The organism is Nocardia sp. NBC_00403, from assembly GCF_036046055.1.
Classification (GTDB): domain Bacteria; phylum Actinomycetota; class Actinomycetes; order Mycobacteriales; family Mycobacteriaceae; genus Nocardia.
Map to the genome: position 1 here is coordinate 7,608,410 of NZ_CP107939.1, position 15,549 is coordinate 7,623,958.

At 67.1% G+C, this 15,549-nt stretch carries 15 protein-coding genes; 6 read left to right on the plus strand and 9 right to left on the minus strand.

The genetic code is table 11. The features are described from left to right. Positions 1-1,195 precede the first annotated feature (1,195 nt). Entirely contained in the window at positions 1,196-1,450 is a 255-nt protein-coding gene (locus tag OHQ90_RS34105; protein WP_328404624.1) for a hypothetical protein, read from the plus strand. Positions 1,451-1,718: 268 nt separating this feature from the next. Here OHQ90_RS34105 and OHQ90_RS34110 read toward each other — a convergent pair whose 3' ends face one another. Next, positions 1,719-2,669, minus strand: a complete 951-nt coding sequence (locus OHQ90_RS34110; RefSeq protein WP_328413303.1) for a DNA polymerase domain-containing protein — start codon at positions 2,667-2,669, stop codon at positions 1,719-1,721. A 449-nt stretch (positions 2,670-3,118) separates the two neighbouring features. Between OHQ90_RS34110 and OHQ90_RS34115 the strand changes: the two genes are divergently transcribed. Both OHQ90_RS34115 and OHQ90_RS34120 read left to right on the plus strand, forming a co-directional pair. Then, positions 3,119-4,660 (plus strand): serine hydrolase domain-containing protein, encoded by a 1,542-nt coding sequence (locus OHQ90_RS34115; protein WP_328404626.1) that lies wholly within the window; start codon positions 3,119-3,121, stop codon positions 4,658-4,660. A 152-nt stretch (positions 4,661-4,812) separates the two neighbouring features. Then, the gene (locus OHQ90_RS34120; RefSeq protein WP_328404628.1) at positions 4,813-5,598 is read left to right on the plus strand and encodes a MerR family transcriptional regulator; all 786 of its coding nucleotides are present in this window, start codon (positions 4,813-4,815) and stop codon (positions 5,596-5,598) included. Positions 5,599-5,805: 207 nt separating this feature from the next. Here OHQ90_RS34120 and OHQ90_RS34125 read toward each other — a convergent pair whose 3' ends face one another. Genes OHQ90_RS34125 through OHQ90_RS34135 form a run of 3 tightly spaced genes read right to left on the minus strand, consistent with a single transcriptional unit; the run spans position 5,806 to position 8,454 of the window. Beyond that, positions 5,806-6,831 carry a hypothetical protein gene (locus OHQ90_RS34125; protein WP_328404630.1) on the minus strand — a complete coding sequence of 342 codons (1,026 nt, stop codon included), beginning with the start codon at positions 6,829-6,831 and terminating at the stop codon, positions 5,806-5,808. Then, positions 6,818-8,134: a hypothetical protein gene (locus tag OHQ90_RS34130; RefSeq protein ID WP_328404632.1), complete on the minus strand. Its 1,317-nt coding sequence runs from the start codon at positions 8,132-8,134 to the stop codon at positions 6,818-6,820. The genes OHQ90_RS34125 and OHQ90_RS34130 overlap by 14 nt, the downstream gene beginning before the upstream one ends. Continuing rightward, on the minus strand, positions 8,131-8,454 hold the full coding sequence (locus OHQ90_RS34135; RefSeq protein WP_328404634.1) for a hypothetical protein: 324 nt from the start codon (positions 8,452-8,454) through the stop codon (positions 8,131-8,133). Before OHQ90_RS34135 ends, OHQ90_RS34130 begins: the two co-directional genes overlap by 4 nt. A gap of 402 nt (positions 8,455-8,856) precedes the next feature. On the opposite strand from OHQ90_RS34135, the gene OHQ90_RS34140 reads away from it, so the two are divergent. The 3 genes from OHQ90_RS34140 (at position 8,857) to OHQ90_RS34150 (ending at position 10,855) form a co-directional block, all read left to right on the plus strand. After that, a complete protein-coding gene (locus OHQ90_RS34140) occupies positions 8,857-9,651 on the plus strand; it encodes an aldose epimerase family protein (RefSeq protein WP_328404636.1) in 795 nt (264 codons plus the stop codon). A gap of 81 nt (positions 9,652-9,732) precedes the next feature. Next, a complete protein-coding gene (locus OHQ90_RS34145) occupies positions 9,733-9,918 on the plus strand; it encodes a hypothetical protein (RefSeq protein WP_328404638.1) in 186 nt (61 codons plus the stop codon). Between the two features lie 277 nt (positions 9,919-10,195). Further along, a complete protein-coding gene (locus tag OHQ90_RS34150) occupies positions 10,196-10,855 on the plus strand; it encodes a hypothetical protein (protein ID WP_328404640.1) in 660 nt (219 codons plus the stop codon). A 4-nt stretch (positions 10,856-10,859) separates the two neighbouring features. On the opposite strand, the gene dgoD is transcribed toward OHQ90_RS34150, so the two are convergent. The 5 genes from dgoD to OHQ90_RS34175 form a co-directional block, all read right to left on the minus strand. Next, positions 10,860-12,005, minus strand: coding sequence for a galactonate dehydratase (gene dgoD / locus OHQ90_RS34155; RefSeq protein WP_328404642.1), 1,146 nt, complete (start codon positions 12,003-12,005; stop codon positions 10,860-10,862). Next, a complete protein-coding gene (locus OHQ90_RS34160) occupies positions 12,002-12,757 on the minus strand; it encodes an SDR family NAD(P)-dependent oxidoreductase (RefSeq protein ID WP_328404644.1) in 756 nt (251 codons plus the stop codon). Before OHQ90_RS34160 ends, dgoD begins: the two co-directional genes overlap by 4 nt. Positions 12,758-12,774: 17 nt before the next feature. Next, positions 12,775-13,719: a sugar kinase gene (locus OHQ90_RS34165; RefSeq protein ID WP_328404646.1), complete on the minus strand. Its 945-nt coding sequence runs from the start codon at positions 13,717-13,719 to the stop codon at positions 12,775-12,777. Between the two features lie 307 nt (positions 13,720-14,026). Further along, complete coding sequence (locus OHQ90_RS34170; protein ID WP_328404648.1) at positions 14,027-14,638, minus strand: bifunctional 4-hydroxy-2-oxoglutarate aldolase/2-dehydro-3-deoxy-phosphogluconate aldolase; 612 nt, start codon at positions 14,636-14,638, stop codon at positions 14,027-14,029. Next, entirely contained in the window at positions 14,628-15,539 is a 912-nt protein-coding gene (locus OHQ90_RS34175; protein ID WP_328404650.1) for an SMP-30/gluconolactonase/LRE family protein, read from the minus strand. Before OHQ90_RS34175 ends, OHQ90_RS34170 begins: the two co-directional genes overlap by 11 nt. Between the last annotated feature and the right edge of the window lie 10 nt (positions 15,540-15,549).

The window sequence follows — 15,549 nt, forward strand, 5'->3', positions numbered from 1 at the left end:
TCCAGTTCGGTTTCAGTTGAAACCAGAATGCCGCCTGAACTAAAACTACGTACGTTTTTAGTGAAACGTTTCTGTTAGAACCTTGCGGACAGGCGTGTTGCTGCGGTGTTCTAGATGTGTCCGGCAGAGATGTTTCCTCCCTTCTCTCAGCTCTCTCTCGCGCCCAGCTAGGCATGGTGGCATCCAGGGGGCCGGGCTCACCTACAGCCGCAATCGATGCCCGGAGGTCGGCGGATGTTGAACAACCATCTCCCGCAACGAGTTCCACTCACCGGTCCACCTGTCACCTACGTCGGCGCAACAACCGACGTGATCGATCGCTTCACAACCGCGCTACGGGAATGGGCAGGCCCGCCCATCACCACAGATTCCAAGCCTGCGCCGGGCTTTCGAGTCCGTGGCACCAGGCGCACCTAACCCACTGTCGAACTGAGCAGAGGCCAAACCCGATGGACCACATACCGTTCGGTGATACCCCCATATCCCGCTGCGTCTTCTACAAGCGGGTATGCGATCTGCCCGCGACCATCGATCCGCCGAGCCTGGGCCGCATCATCATGAAAGCCACACACGTCGGAGGGCTCACGATGCCCGCACCACTGGGCCAGGCAGTCAAACACGACATGAGTCGACGCGGAGCCGCGATCGGTCCGATCCTGTCGCACCCACGATCGAACAGATGGACCTTCTTGATCCGACCCGACGTACCCGACGATGTGCCGCTGTTCGCTGATCTGTTCCGGCACAACATATCCGTCATCCGCGACGGCGGAACAGTGGCGCTACCGTCACCGACCACACAATCCGGAGCGATCAGGCAATGGATCGAACCACCACATGACACCTTCCGCCCCTCCGGCCTCCTCGTCATCGAATCGGTTCGCGCATGCGTAGGACCGGGCCGAGTACGGGCGGTATCACATGCCTGACAACGACTGTGGGCCATGGATCAACCTGTCTCATTGCGCTGGTTCAGAATTCGATCTCGACGGGGCGCTGATCAAGGTGAGCTGCCCTGAGCGCCTCTGTTTGAAATGGGTGTCACTGATCGACCACGGAATCGAGATGCATACGGGCGGTGATCGGCTGAAACGGTGCCCATGGACGGGTGTCCGGGTGGTCGATGACCGTCACGTATTGGGGATCACCTGGTCTGACAGCACTCACGTCGGCAAACCGGTCAGAGTGTAAACCGATGTCCGACCCGATTCTGTACCTGCCACCCGGCGAGATTGCCCCATCCGTACAGGCGCTGCTCGCGGTCTTCCACGAGGACACCGCACGCAAGCTCGAGCTAGCTCCCGCGGATAGTCGGCCGACCGTCTACATCACGGGCCAAGGATTCGCCGCCGTTGACGAAGACGGGTGGCCCGAGCTGAACGACAACCTCGACAAAACCGAAGCAATCCCGCTCAACCCGACCAGTGTTCGAGACGCGGAGACACCATGAGCGCCAACGTTTCCCCGAGGCCGGATGAGACGGACGTCCATCTGAGTGTGTTCCTACACGGTGTCCGGATGGACTTCGCCGCCTGCCTGACCGCTGCACTGAGATTCGCGGAAGACCATCGAGCACGCCACTACATGGATGCGGTGAACATGCTCCCCGGCGACACGGCGGGGTTGGCGAGGCTACCTAATGAGAGGCTGTTTCTGGAACCCTGAGCGCAAGCGTGTCGAAGAGCATGAACGCCAACTCGGCCTGAGATCGAATCGGACTAACTGCGCCGCGCGCGGGCGCGGCGCTTTCCTTCGTGCATCGCTTGAACTCTGGCAATCGGGATGGTGTGACCCTCCTCGATCAGATCCGCGGGCAACGCTTGCGGCGCAGGCATATTCGCTGCCCACGGGTCGCGATCGCCGAGCAGCTTGGGTGCGGTGTGGATGGTGAAATCACCCGGGGCGATGTCGCCGAGGTCCGCCCAGCCGAGCGGGAACGACACCGTCGTGCCCGGTCGTATCCGCGGGCTGTAGGCGGCGACAACGGTCGCGCCACCCGCGCGCGTCGAGTCGAGGAAAACCTTGCCTTCGCGGTCCTCACGAATGAACGCGGTGGTGGCCAGTATCGGATCGATGCGCTCGGCACGCGCGGCGATCGCGCGGGTCGCCGCGGCGACGTCCTCGATGGGTATGCCGGGCACGAGCGGGACGAACACATGCAAGCCCTTGGCGCCGCTGGTTTTCACCGCGCCCGCGAGCCCGTCGTTGTCCAGCGCCTGACGGATCAGCTCGGCGGCGAGCACGACCTGCCGGAACGGTTGGCCGGGCGGCGGGTCGAGGTCGAGAACGAGATGCGTCGGACCTTTCTCGTACTCCGCGAGCAGCAGCGTCGTGTGGTACTCCACCGCACGCTGGTTGCCGAACCACAGCAGTGTGCGCACGTCGTCGCACAGCGCATAGGTGACTTCGCGTTTGGAACTGTCGGCCCACATCGTCACGCGGTGCATCCAGTCCGGGGTGTATTTCGGCAGGTTCTTCTGCATGAAGGGTTCCTGCCCCGGCCGGATCCGCAGCACCGAAAGCGGCCGATCGTGCAGCTGTCCCACCAGCCGATCCCCGATTGCTTCCAGATAGTCGATCAGATCCCGCTTGGTCGCCTCCGCGCCGTCGAACAGCGGGGTGTCGAGATTGGTCAGCTTCACACCCGCACGGACCTCTTCGCCGCTCATCAGCCCACCATCCCCTGCGACAGCGCCATGGTCAATCCTCATGATGCGCTGCCCCTTCCCGCCCTCGTGTCTGCCATGCCGATACCTGGCAGCCCGGCGCTCAGTGGGTGTTCCGGTAGTAGTCGCCGAAAATCCAACGATGTTCGAGATGCCGCCTAGTCGAGGGTGTTTCGTGGACTCGCCGGCAGAAGAAGGTGTCATGAGCGGCAATCGCGCGATGACTATGCCCGTGGTGCGGCTCCGCTGATGATGCGGTGGATGGTGGAGGGGCCGCGTGGTCAGCACCACCTGCAGCCCGGTGACGGCGTCCTGCTCCCGAAGCTGTCCAACTCCAAAGAAGGAGTGGCTGTGATCTAGATCATGGTTGAGGTTGACCTTGGGTCAGGGTGGAAGCTCGTCGCAGCGGCACGACGCCGACCGGACAAAACAGATTTGAGGAGCAAACCACCATGTCCATCACCCTTTCCGACCAGGACAAGAGCACCCTGCGGACCGCCGCGTACGGCGCCGTGTCGCTGATGGCCGCCACCGCCGGCTCGCCCCACAAGGCCGCCACGAATGCCTCCATCGCCTTGACGTCGGCGACCGGTCTGGTCGGGCACGTACTCGCCGCGAAGACCAAGGACATCGAATTGAAAGGCAAAACCATCGCCGAACTCGCCGACCGGGTACTGCCGGCCCTGACCGCGGCCATGAACCTGCTCGGCAAGCAAGTTCCGGCAGAAGCCGACAACTTTCGCAGCACCATCATCCTTGCCCTCGAAGCCGCTCCCGTTCACCCGGACAAGCCCAGCACCACCACGGCCGAGATGGCCCGCAAGATCACCTCAGCCCTCGACGCCGCTTCGGCCTCGGACAGCGGGGCCGAGCCGATGCCCGCTGTCGGCCAGGATCACCCGGAACTTCAGAAGGCCATCGAAGACATCGTCGATTCCGGTTTCGTCGGGGTGTCGCTGCGCGTGCACGATGAGCGGGGCGAGTGGGTCGGCAGCGCAGGGGCGGCGGAGCTGGGCGGGACCGCGAAGCCTCCGGTAGACGGGCATATCCGGATCGGCAGCAACACCAAGACTTTCACTGCGACCCTGGTGCTGCAGCTGGTGGCCGAGGGCAAGATCGGGCTGGATACCCCGGTGACCGAGTACCTGCCCGAGTTCGGGCTGGACCGGCGGATCACGGTGCGAATGCTGTTGCAGCACACCAGCGGATTGTTCAACTTCACCGGCGAGGTTTACGACGACGGGACGATGGTGCTGGGAATCCCCATGCCCTACGGCCCCGCGGGCACGGAGTGGATGGACAACCGGTTGAAGACCTATCGGCCGCAGGAGCTGGTGGAGTTGGCGTTGTCCAAGCCGGCGCGGTTCGAGCCGGGGACGGGCTGGAGCTATTCCAACACCAACTACGTGTTGGCCCGGCTGCTGATCGAGAAGGTCACCGGCCGCTCGCTCGCCGAGGAGATGCAACGGCTGATCCTGGGCCCGCTCGGGTTGTCGGGCACCGTGGTGCCGGACGCCTCGCCGCAGCTCCCCGAGCCGCACGCCCACGCCTACTTCCGCTACGACGACGCCGGCGAGCAGAAGACGGTCGACATCACCCGCCAGAACCCCTCCTGGATCTCCACCGGTGGTGACATGATCTCAACCACCCAGGACCTGCACACGTTCATCTCCACGCTGATGAGCGGCAAGCTCCTGCCCGCCCCGCTGCTGGCCGAGATGTGCAGCCCGCACCCGACAGGCATCCCGAACATGGACTACGGCCTGGGAGTGTTCGTGGTGACCACGGACGGCGGCGGCACCGTCATCTCCCACAACGGCGCCGCCGTGGGCCACGCAGCGCTGATGTACAGCACACCTGACGGCAGCAAGACCCTGACCGCCGCGCTGAACTGCGTGGACGATGCCGAACTGTCCATCGCAACAGCATTCCAGAACGCCCAGCAGAGGCTCGTCAACGAGGTGTTCTGCGGTGAGCAGGCCGCGACGGACTGAACACCGGCGGAATCTCATCAGGCCCGTCCCTCGAGTTCTGCCCGGCTGGGTGGGCACTTTCCGATTCATTTCACGAACTGTTCGGCACCATCGCCGTTGCGCTGAACATCATCTAGTAGAGCGGCGGCTCGAACACACGGAAGGCTGAGCAGATGAGGAACGGAGTCACGATCGGGCAGGCGGCGGCATTCGTCGGCGTCACGGTCAAGACGGTGCGGCACTACCACAAGCTCGGCCTGGTCGAGGAGCCCGAACGCGACAACTCCGGATACCGGCGTTATGGATCGGCCGAGTTGTTGCGGTTGGTGCGGGTCCGGACGCTGGCCGCTGCCGGGGTGCCGCTGGCCGAGATCGGGTCCCTGGTCGACGTCGACGCCACACTGTTCGCCGCCGCACTCGCCGACGTCGAGCGGCAGCTCACCGAACGGATCGAGGAGTTGATCGCGCGACGTCACACGCTGCACCGGCTCGGCGACGGCGACCGGGCGCTACTGGGCGACCGCGCCGTAGCGCTGCTGGAGCGGATGGCCGACCTCGGCTTTCCTGCGGACGAGGTCGCGAACGCCCGGGAGGGCTGGGTGCTGGCCAAGGCCCTGGTCCCAGAAGGCTTCGACGACTACCTCACCCATCTCGAACACGCCCTCGACGACCCCCGGTACGTCGCCTTGATCAAGCGCGCCGCCGAGGCCGCGGCCTGGGAACCCGACGACCCCCGCATCGCCGAGCTCGCCACCGCCATGGCCGACCACTACCTCGCCAACCCCGCACACCTGAAAATCGTGACCGCCCTGCAAGCCCGCACCGACACCGCGACCCGGTACACGCTGATCGCCCGCCACGGCGAAGAGCAGACACCGGCCACGACGCGGGCGGCTGCGCTGTTCGAGACCAGACTCCGCGCCGCCGGCATCCATATCCCCAGACCGGACTCCCACTGACCTCGCCGTGCTCCGGTCTTTTCGGCTCGGCGACCGGCCGGGGTCTGCCCAGAGACACCGGCTGGAGCGGCTGTACGGCGTCACGCAGGGTGGTGCACTGGGGGTGCCCGCCCACGATCAGCACCGCGTCCGGGCCGCCTCGTGCATCGACCATGTTGCGCGCCAAGGCTTTCCGGCGGGCGCGCCGTCGCGCCGGTCGACCTCGGTTCAGGCGGCGTTGATCGCCACGATCAAGGTCCGGTTGGCGGCGGTGCGGGTGGTGATGATCTGGGTGAAGGTCTGCGGTTGCTGCCCGGGATGCTGCTGGGTCAGCTGGACCTCCCAGTGCGATTGGCCGTCGCCGACGCCGGTGGCCGTTCGAGTGATCAGCACGCAGTACAGGGTGCCGACGGGTATCTGGTTGATACCACGCTGGATTTGCTCGGCGAGCGGGACGGCGGCGTCATCGGCGACAACGGCGCGGGCCGCGGAGCCGGAGCGCTGCACGTAGTAGGCGCGTTCGAAGGCGAGGATCGCGGAGGGGCCGTCGCTGGTGCCGCCGGGGTCGGTGCCGGACACCACATCCGGGGTACGGCGCTCCTCACAACCAGGGGTCGCGAACGCGGGCGACCGGTCCCCGGGCACCGCGGTTGCCGAGGTACGCGTAACAGCACTCGACGCCGAAGTCGCCTTCGACACCGGACTTGTCGCCGCGACCGATGGCTGGTGCTTGCCGGAACTCTTGACCGCGATCAGCACGACCGCGGAGATCGCCACCACGATGCCGAACACGATCAATACCGCGAGCAGTCTGCTGCCGCCCGTTTGCTCCTGACGTCGCGGCGGGTGGCGCAGTCTGGGGCCGGGATTTCCGCCGGATCGGTCGACCAGCGTCGGCAACAGCTCACCGGGCTCGTCGTAGCGGTCGGATTCGGTGTCCGCGTCGTGGATCGGATATCCACCATGCTCGACCGCCGAATCCGGGAATTCCTCGGCAGGGCTCGGCGCGTCCAGCCAATGTTTCCAGTCGCCGGATAGCTCCGACGGACTCGGTGTCGGGCCGGGGTTCGGGTCCGGTCGCTGCTCGGGCACGTCCACCTCCGGGGTCAGCTCAGCGCCCGAAGAGCGACGAGCCGAGGGCCGACGCCGCTTCGTCGGTGGCTTGGCAGGCAGGCGCAACATGGGCAGGCCGGTATCGAATGGGTTGGCCTGTCCTTGATCGTTGCTCGAGTCGCCGGGATCAGAGCGTGTCATCGCCGAAATCGTCGAAGTCGCCGATAACGGCGGCCGGGACTGCTTCCGCGCCGGTCGGAACGGTTACGCCGAGCTGACCGTCACGAGGCTTGTGCTCCTGATCGCCGGATCCGGGCGGCGGCGGCAACGCCAACCCGCCCGTGACACCTGGCTGGCCAGCGGGCGCAGGGGGTTTCGGCAACGGCGCGTCCGTCGAGGGATTCGTCCCCTCCGCCGGCGCGGGAGCCGGTTTGGTGTCGGGTTTCCCGCTCGCGGCGGAACCGTTCTGCGCAGGCGGAATCACCGCGCCGGTCCCCGGTACCGGAGTCGGCTTCGGCGCTCCACCACCGAAATCGAACAGCGGTGTGCCGCTGGGAGTGGTCGAGGTGCCGCTGCCCGCAGTGCCGCCGCCGGTGGTGCTGCCGGGGTGGATGAGCTCGGGAATCGCCTTGTCGACCGATGTGGCCACGGTGTCCATGGCGTGGGTGCCGACCTCGACGATCTTGTCGATCAGGTGGGTGCCGATGTCGACTCCCGCGCTGATAGCCGCGGTGCCGAGTTGCACGCCCGCGGAGACCAACTGCTGCTGCAATTGCAGCTGCGCCGCTGCGGCCGGATCCAAGGGCTGCCCGGTCGCAGCCGGAGTGGTGGCGTCGGGCACCAGTTGTCCGGGGGCGGTGCTCTGGTTGGCCGCGACGCCCGCCGGTGTGGTGACCGTGAGCGGTCCCATTTCGTCCAGACGCCGGGTGTGGCCGTCCATTTCCGTCTGCGCGGCCGTGACCGTGGTGACGGCATCCCGCAGCGCCTGGGTCGCCCGCGCGATCACCGCATCGGTGTCCGGGGCCGAGGCCGCGTTGCCCATGATCACCCGGGCGTCCTTGCGGAAGTCCTCGATGATCTGGTCCACTCGCCGCGCGGCGCGGGAGCTGGTGACGTGCGCGTCACCGAGCACCGACAGGTATGCCGGTCCCCGGTCGGAGATTTCGCCGATCTCGGTTCTGGTGGTGCGCAGCGCGGGCACCGCGGCGTCGGCGCCGGTGGATTCCCACGACGATTCCAGCGCGTGCAGGCCTTCGCGTTGCGGGGCCTCGGTGTCGGCCACCTGGGTGGAGGCGGCGGCCAACGCACTGGTGATGGCCTTGTCGGGGATGGCGACACCGGTGCCGAGCGAGGCGCGCAACGACAGCAACGGCTGCACAAGCGCGGCCACGATCGGCGGATCGACATCCGGGTCCATGGTCGGCGTCGGAGTGGCTGCGGGCGTGCTGACCGGAGTCGTCGCCGCTCGCCTGCGCAAACCCATCAGGCTGCTCATGGTTCTCATGTCAGCGCCTCCCCTGCCTGGGAAATGGCACCCGCGGTGTCGGTATCGACGGTGTGCGTGTCCTTGTTGTAGTCACGCAGCACCTTCCCGTAGGCGGCAACCAGCTGGCCCGCGGTCGAGAGCGCCTGCGTGTGCTCGGCTACCGCTTCGTTGAATCGCGCTGCGAATCCGGCGCCGACCAGCCCGAGATCGGTGGCCAACTGCTCCGGATTCATCGCACCGGCCGCGGCCGCCGACGCGGACGCCAGCTGTTGCGAGACCGTATTCGCGATCGTGGTGTAGGCGGCAAGCACCGCCGGGTCGAGCTTCAGCGCGTCCACTGTTCCCCCTTACGGAAAACCAATCTTTCGCTGTCGCGACACAATTCGACACAGTGAGCCTACTTGGCTCGTGGGCAGCGCGCGCCCTATCTCGGCAGGCGGACTGTTCCGATCGAATCTTAGCCGGAGCGCGCCGCTCGGTCCGACGCTGGTTGCCGGACCGACTGCCGTTGCGCAGTCCGGCAATTCGATGGCGCCAGCGCGCAGGGATAGTCACACCGACGGTTCGGATCAAAAAGTCCCCTTACGCTTCTGCGGCAGAGTCGGGGTCGCAGGCATTCGGTACGCACACCTCGGCGGTCGCGCCCGGAACACCACGCGAAGCCGGCGCGGACCCACTAGCGTCCATTCGCATTCGGGCACATGCCCCACAGTCGCTGCAGACAAAGGACCTGACCAGGGATGACCACTGACGACATCACGCTCACGGCAGGCGATGTTCGGCTGACAGTGTCAGCGGGCACTGGCGGACGGATCAGCAGCTTCACCGTCGACGACGTCGAGCTGCTGCGGCAGGGCGCGACGTTCGGTTGCTTTCCCATGGCCCCGTGGTGTGGCCGAATCCGCGACGGGCGCTTCACCAACGGGTCGGTGGTCCACCAACTCCCGCTGAACGCCGCACCGCACGCCATCCACGGCACCGTCCGCGATCGACCCTGGAAGGTGACTCGAACCTCCGGCACCGAGGCCGTCCTGACCCAGGAGCTCGCGGCGCCATGGCCGTTCGCGGGCCGAGTGACGCAATCCTTCGCGCTCACACCGGACTCGGTTGCCTTGACTATGGGCATCACCGCAGATGCCGACGCCTTTCCGGCACAGGCCGGGTGGCATCCGTGGTTCAACCGCAACCCGGTGCCCGGCAGGACGGGCGTCGCCATCGAGTTTTCGCCGGACTGGCAGGAAGAGCGGGGATCGGACTATCTGCCGACGGGTCAGCGCATCGAACCGCGCCCCGGCCCTTGGGACGATTGCTTCGGCATGCCGAGCGGCGTCGACGTCACCCTGGTCTGGCCGGAGTTCCTGGAGCTGAACATCGCAAGCCCCGAGCAGTGGGTCGTCGTCTTCGACATGACGGACGAGGCCGTGTGCGTCGAACCGCAGTCGGGTCCGCCGAACGGCCTCGACACACTGCCGCGCCTTGTCACCCCCGACGCACCACTCGCGATCGAATCCAGCTGGCGCTTGCGACGTTTGTAATCGCTGTCACCCCACGTCTCGCTGACCGCCGCGATCGAATGGAGTGTCGCGCAACTCGGCGATGCGGACAAGGCACTGCTGTTGCGGCTGTGCCCTTTCGAGGGCGGTTTCACCTGGCAGGCCGCCGAGGCGGTGGCCGAATCCGATGCCGCGGCGCTCGCGAACCTGGCCGCGCTCGTCGACCGTTCGGTGGTGACCGTCGGATCATCTTCCGGGACAGCGCGATATCGCATATCGGAACGGTGCGCCACTACTGGCGACGCATGAAACAGCCACCGCCGCTGCATATTTCCGGCCACGACACCGCTGACCGGTGCGAACTGGCAGGCCCGGGCCGAGCTGCTCGCCGACATCGTGGCGCAGCTGCCGATCATTCGGTCACGATGACCGTCAGCGGCAGTCCGCAGTGCAATGGTCCTTCGGTACGCAACCGCGCGTCGATCGCGGATTCGAGCCGAGCCAATTCCTCGGAATCAATCGGTCGCCCTTCGGCATTACCGGCCGATCAGACGGCCCCGCTACCCCGTGATGCAATGATCTACCCGTGACTCCGTGGCTTCCGCTCCTCAGTTCGTTGGTCGTCGCCGGTGTGGCGCTTATCGGTGTGGTGATCAACAATCGCACCAATCGCGGCGCGATCGCCGCCGCAGACGAGCGGAACCAGGTGATACTCGCGGCCGCGCAGCGCACCGTCGAACTGACCAATACCGCCGCCGAACAGCGTGGACACGAAATGTGGCGGCGCGAAACGATTCTGACGACCGTCAGCTCCGTGCTGGCCGTCGCCACCGAGGTTCGACAGCAGCTGTCGGCCTGCCACCGCTGGAATGTCGGGGGCAGCGACGACATCGACAGAATCGGCGAGGACATCGAGCAGACGATCTGGGGACGCGGCGGGCTCATCAACAAACTTCGCGTGCTGTCGGATCGCGAGATCCCCAGTCGTTGCGAAGATCTGCTGCGCACCCTGACCGCCGCCCGGAATATCACGTTGCAGCGATTGAAGATCGAGATGGACGACGAGGCGACCGGCGAGGAAATGCAGGCCGTTCTCACCCTGTGGACGAAGGCGATCGCGCGGACCGTCGAGGAGGAACGCTCGGTCATCAACGCGACGCGCGCGGAACTCGGTATCGATGGCCTGAGCGACATTCCGGAGTTCGCGCCCGAGCCGTTGCCGGACCTGGCGCAGACCCCGGCTTAACCGGTCACCATTCGGCGAAGGAACCGTCCTTGCGGTGCCACACCGGATTTCGCCAGCGGTGGCCGTGCTCGGCGGCGCGGGCGACCGCCTGTTCGTCGATCCGGATGCCGAGGCCGGGCGCCTCGAGCAGGTCGACGTAGCCGTCCCGGTAGGCGAAAACGGCCGGGTCGAGGAGATAGTCGAGCAGGTCGGATCCGGTGTTGTAGTGAATGCCGAGGCTTTGTTCCTGGATGAGCAGGTTCGGGGTGGCGAAGCCGACCTGCAGGCAGGCCGCGAGCGCGATGGGGCCGAGTGGGCAGTGCGGGGCGAGGGCGATATCGCGGGTCTCGGCGCAGGCGGCGATTCGGCGGACTTCGGAGATGCCGCCTGCGTGCGAGAGGTCGGGTTGGATCACGGCGATGCCTTGGTCGAGCACGGTGTCGAAGTCCCACCGTGAATACAGTCGCTCGCCGGTGGCGATGGGAATGCTTGTGGCGCGGGTGATTTCGCCGATCTGGCTGCTCGCCTCCGGTACCAGCGGCTCTTCGACGAAGAAGGGCAGGTAGGGCTCGAGCAGCGGCAGCACGCGCCGTGCCATGGGGATGGAAACCCGGCCGTGGAAGTCGACGGCGATATCGAAGTCGTCGCCGGTCGCCTCCCGCACGGCGGCTACCCGCTCCACGATCGCCATGGTAGCCCGTGGCGTGTCGATCAACTCCAGTTCGGCCGATCCGTTCATCTTGATGGCGGTGAAGCCCTGTCGCTTTCGTTCCAGCGCGGCCTGTGCGACATCGTCGGGCCGGTCACCGCCGATCCAGCTGTACACCCGGATCCGGTCGCGGACCGCGCCGCCCAGCAGCTGCCACACCGGTACCCCGAGCGCCTTTCCCGTGATGTCCCACAGCGCTTGGTCGATCCCGGCGACCGCACTGGACAGGATCGGTCCACCGCGATAGAAGCCGCCTTTGGTGAGCACCTGCCAGTGCGCTTCGATGCGCATCGGGTCCTGGCCGATGAGGTAGTCGGCCAGTTCGTCGACCGCGGCGGCGACCGTGTGCGCGCGGCCCTCGATCACCGGCTCACCCCAACCGGTGATGCCCTCGTCGGTGTCGATGCGCAGGAAGCACCAGCGCGGCGCAACCAGGTAGGTGGTGAGTGCGGTGATTTTCACCGGGACTCCTTTCGTACGCTCCAGCCGCCGTCGACGACCAGGTTGGTTCCGGTGATGAAGGACGCGTCGTCCGAGGCGAGAAAGGCGACCGCGGCCGCGACCTCCTCCGGGGCGCCGAGCCGGTCCAGGACGGTAGCCTGTGCCGAGAGCCTGCGGCCCTCGGCGTCCACGTCATCCCACACGGGGGTGAGGACGGGTCCGGGGAGGATGGCGTTGACCCGCACTCGGGACGGTCCGTACTCGACAGCGAGTTGCCGGACCAGGGCGGTCAGCCCACCCTTGGCCGCGGCGTAGACCGGATAGCCGGGAAGCCCGAAGTGGGCATGCACGCTGGAGACGGCGACCACGTTGCCGCGCCGAGCGCGCAGATCGTCGATGAAGGTGCGCACACCGAGGAACAGCGGCGTCAGGTTGATCGCGAGACCCTCGTCCCACTGCTGCCGGGTCAGCTCGTGTGCGGGGACGGTGGCCTGCATGGATGCGTTGCTGCACAAGAAGTCCAGCGGCCCGAAGCGCTCGGTGACGCGTTCCCGGAGCTCGATCCACGACCTTTCGTCCGACACGTCGCACCCGACGAATTCGGCGCGTTGGCCTGCGGCGCGGATCTTCGCCGCGACTTCCTGTCCCGCGGGTTCGGCGATATCGGCGATGACGACAGCCGCGCCCTCGGCGGCGAGGCGCTGCGCGGTGGCCGCACCGATCCCCGACGCGGCCCCGGTGACGACCGCGACCCGGTCTGCCAGACGACTCAATGGTCTTCCTTTCGTGGTCATCGGTTGATGTCGGCCCCGGTGAGCAGACCGAGTTCGCGCCGCAGTGGCAGGCCTTGCCAGTCGCCCGGCACCGATACGGCGAAGGCGCCGCAGGTCGCGGCCAGGTCCAGGCGGTGCCGGACGGACCTGCCGTCGAGCACGCCTGCGAGGTAACCGGCGACGAACGCGTCGCCTGCCCCCACCGGATCGACGCTGGTGACGGCGATCGGTGGTTGCGTGATCAGCTCGCCGTCGTGCAGCGCGAGCGCGCCTTCGGCGCCGAGTTTGAGCACGACCTGCGAAGGACCTTGCGCAGCAAGGGCTTCAGCCATTTCCGCCGCGCTCGCCGCGGACACGAGCAGGGCCGCTTCCTCCGGTCCGGCGAACACGATGTCGGCAAGCGACACCAGCTCGGCCAGTTCCGCGGCGGCCTCCGACGGCGACCACAGCGCGCGGCGGTAGTTGATGTCCAGCGATACCGTCACACCGGAATCGACAGCGCAGTCCAACGCCGTGTGCACGGCCTCGCGCGCGGACGCGCTCAGTGCGGGCGTGATCCCGGTCAGGTGCAGCACCTGCGCCGCGGCGATCTGCGCACGGTCGATATCGTCCGCCGACAACCGCGACCCGGCCAGCCCCCTGCGGTAATAGGTGACGCCGATCCGATCGGCCGTCCGCCGCTCGCGCAGCATCAGTCCGCTCGGCAGCTCCGGATCGGTTCGACACCGCGAGACATCGACCCGCTCGGCCCGCAACCGATCCAGCACCATCCGGCCCACCGCGTCGTCCCCGACCGTGCCCACCCAGGCACTGTCGTGGCCGAGCCTGCTGACGCCGATGGCCACCGTCGCCTCCGCACCCGCGAAGTCCATCCGCATGGTCGCGCCGGGCGCCAACGGCCCCGGCTCGGTGGCGGCGACGACGCCGACAGCTTCGCCGAGAGTTACCAGATTGCCCCTCATGACAACTGGTCCCTCTCGACGGGCGCCCGGTCGCAGCACACGTCGAACTCGCCTCCGGCACAGGCGAGTTCGATGTGCGTCGCAACGGGCAAGTTGTCCCTCATCGACAACCTCCCCGCGGCGCGGTATACCCGATCCGGTGAATGCGCGAGGCTGACACCGGCACAGGCAAAACCGATGAACGCGCGACCGACACGCACCTTGCCGAGAGCTTCCCCAGGTCGACAGAACATCCGGAAGCGCGACCCACCGAGACCGCCCCCGGCACGCGCGGAACCGAGGTGCCCTCGACCGAGCGAATCGACGGTCATGACAACTGCTCCCGCACGACCGATACGCGTTCACGCAGCGCGTCGAGATCGCCACCGGCACAGGCATCGCCGATGAGCGGCGAACCCATCCCCAAGGCTGCGGCGCCCGCATCCAGGTATGCCTCGATATCGGTGAGACCGACGCCGCCGGTGGGGACCAAGGGGATGTCGGGCAGTGGCGCACGGATGGCTCGGAGGTATTCGGGCCCGCCCACCGAGGCGGGAAAGACCTTGACCATGGTGCTGCCTGCCGCTCGCGCGTAGTGAATCTCGGTGGGGGTGAATGCACCCGAGATCACCGGGACGCCGAGTCGGCGGCCCTCGGCGATGACCTCGGCACTGACGATCGGGGTGATCAGGTAGGCCGCACCCGCGTCGACCGCTCGGGCGGCGTCCCGGGCGCTCAGCACCGAGCCGACGCCGATGGGGTGGCCCGATCCCGCGCAGTCGCGCAGCGCATCGAGCGCGCCCGCGGAGGTGAGGGTGAATTCCACTGCCGTGATGCCGGATTCGTGCAATACGGCGGCGACTTCCGCGAACCGCGCGGCCGTGGGGGCACGCAGGATCGCGATGATCGGCGTGTCGAGATTCAAGGGGCTATCGGACATCGGATCTCACCAACCCCGCGTCGGCGTATGGGGTGGCGGGCAGACCGGTCACGCCAGGCGTGCAGACGAACAAACGACCGGCGTCGGGCTCGAGCGCGGCCGGTCCCTCGGCGGCGGTGGTGATCACCAGGACATCCAGATCCGGCCCCACGAAAGCACAGCTGGACACTTGCGACGGGCCGACGTCGATGACGGCACACTGCCGCCCGGAGGGGTCGAAAGCGCGAACCTGGCCGGCACCCCAGACCGCCACCCACACGCGACCGTCCGTGTCGACGGTCAGTCCGTCGGGATCGCCGTCGTCGAATCGGGCGAACGGCCGTCTGCCACCGAAAGTGCCTGTGGCAAGGTCATATTCGAATGCATCGATGCGCTGGGTCGGGCTGTCGGCGTAGTAGAGGATAGCGCCGTCCGGGCTCCAGCCGAGCCCGTTGGAGATCGTCACCCCGGCGCGCAGGATGCCGAGCGTGCCGTCCGGGTCCAGTCGGTAGAGAGTAGCGCTGCCCTCGACACCGTCCTCGGACATCGTGCCTGCGAGCAGTCTTCCCCTGGGGTCGACCTTCGCATCGTTCAGGCGCCGCCGAATCCCATCGTCCGGCAACGACAGTGCGGCGACTCGGTCGACGGTGCCGTCGGCCTCGATTCGGTAGAAGGTCGCGCCGGCGGTCACGAGCAGTCCACCGGATGCGCACGGCACCACCGCACTGACCGGAGGGTCCAGCCCGATCGTGGATCGGTGGGCGAGATCCGGACCGCTGTCACCGAGGGTCAGCCGCGCGCGGTGGACGTGGCCGCCGCGAATGTCCACCCACAGCACTTCTTCGGTGCGGCTGTCCCACACCGGACTTTCGCACAACCGCCCCGGCGGCGGGCCGCACGGATGCGCGCGCAACATGATCATGGTTTCGCTC

Coding starts and splice junctions, on each gene's coding strand:
- OHQ90_RS34140 (WP_328404636.1), top strand. CDS start 8,857: ATGACCACTGACGACATCACGCTCACGGCAGGCGATGTTCGGCTGACA.
- OHQ90_RS34175 (WP_328404650.1), bottom strand. CDS start 15,539: ATGATCATGTTGCGCGCGCATCCGTGCGGCCCGCCGCCGGGGCGGTTG.
- OHQ90_RS34120 (WP_328404628.1), top strand. CDS start 4,813: ATGAGGAACGGAGTCACGATCGGGCAGGCGGCGGCATTCGTCGGCGTC.
- OHQ90_RS34165 (WP_328404646.1), bottom strand. CDS start 13,719: ATGAGGGGCAATCTGGTAACTCTCGGCGAAGCTGTCGGCGTCGTCGCC.
- OHQ90_RS34115 (WP_328404626.1), top strand. CDS start 3,119: ATGTCCATCACCCTTTCCGACCAGGACAAGAGCACCCTGCGGACCGCC.
- OHQ90_RS34170 (WP_328404648.1), bottom strand. CDS start 14,638: ATGTCCGATAGCCCCTTGAATCTCGACACGCCGATCATCGCGATCCTG.
- OHQ90_RS34110 (WP_328413303.1), bottom strand. CDS start 2,669: ATGAGCGGCGAAGAGGTCCGTGCGGGTGTGAAGCTGACCAATCTCGAC.
- OHQ90_RS34105 (WP_328404624.1), top strand. CDS start 1,196: ATGTCCGACCCGATTCTGTACCTGCCACCCGGCGAGATTGCCCCATCC.
- OHQ90_RS34125 (WP_328404630.1), bottom strand. CDS start 6,831: ATGACACGCTCTGATCCCGGCGACTCGAGCAACGATCAAGGACAGGCC.
- OHQ90_RS34130 (WP_328404632.1), bottom strand. CDS start 8,134: ATGAGAACCATGAGCAGCCTGATGGGTTTGCGCAGGCGAGCGGCGACG.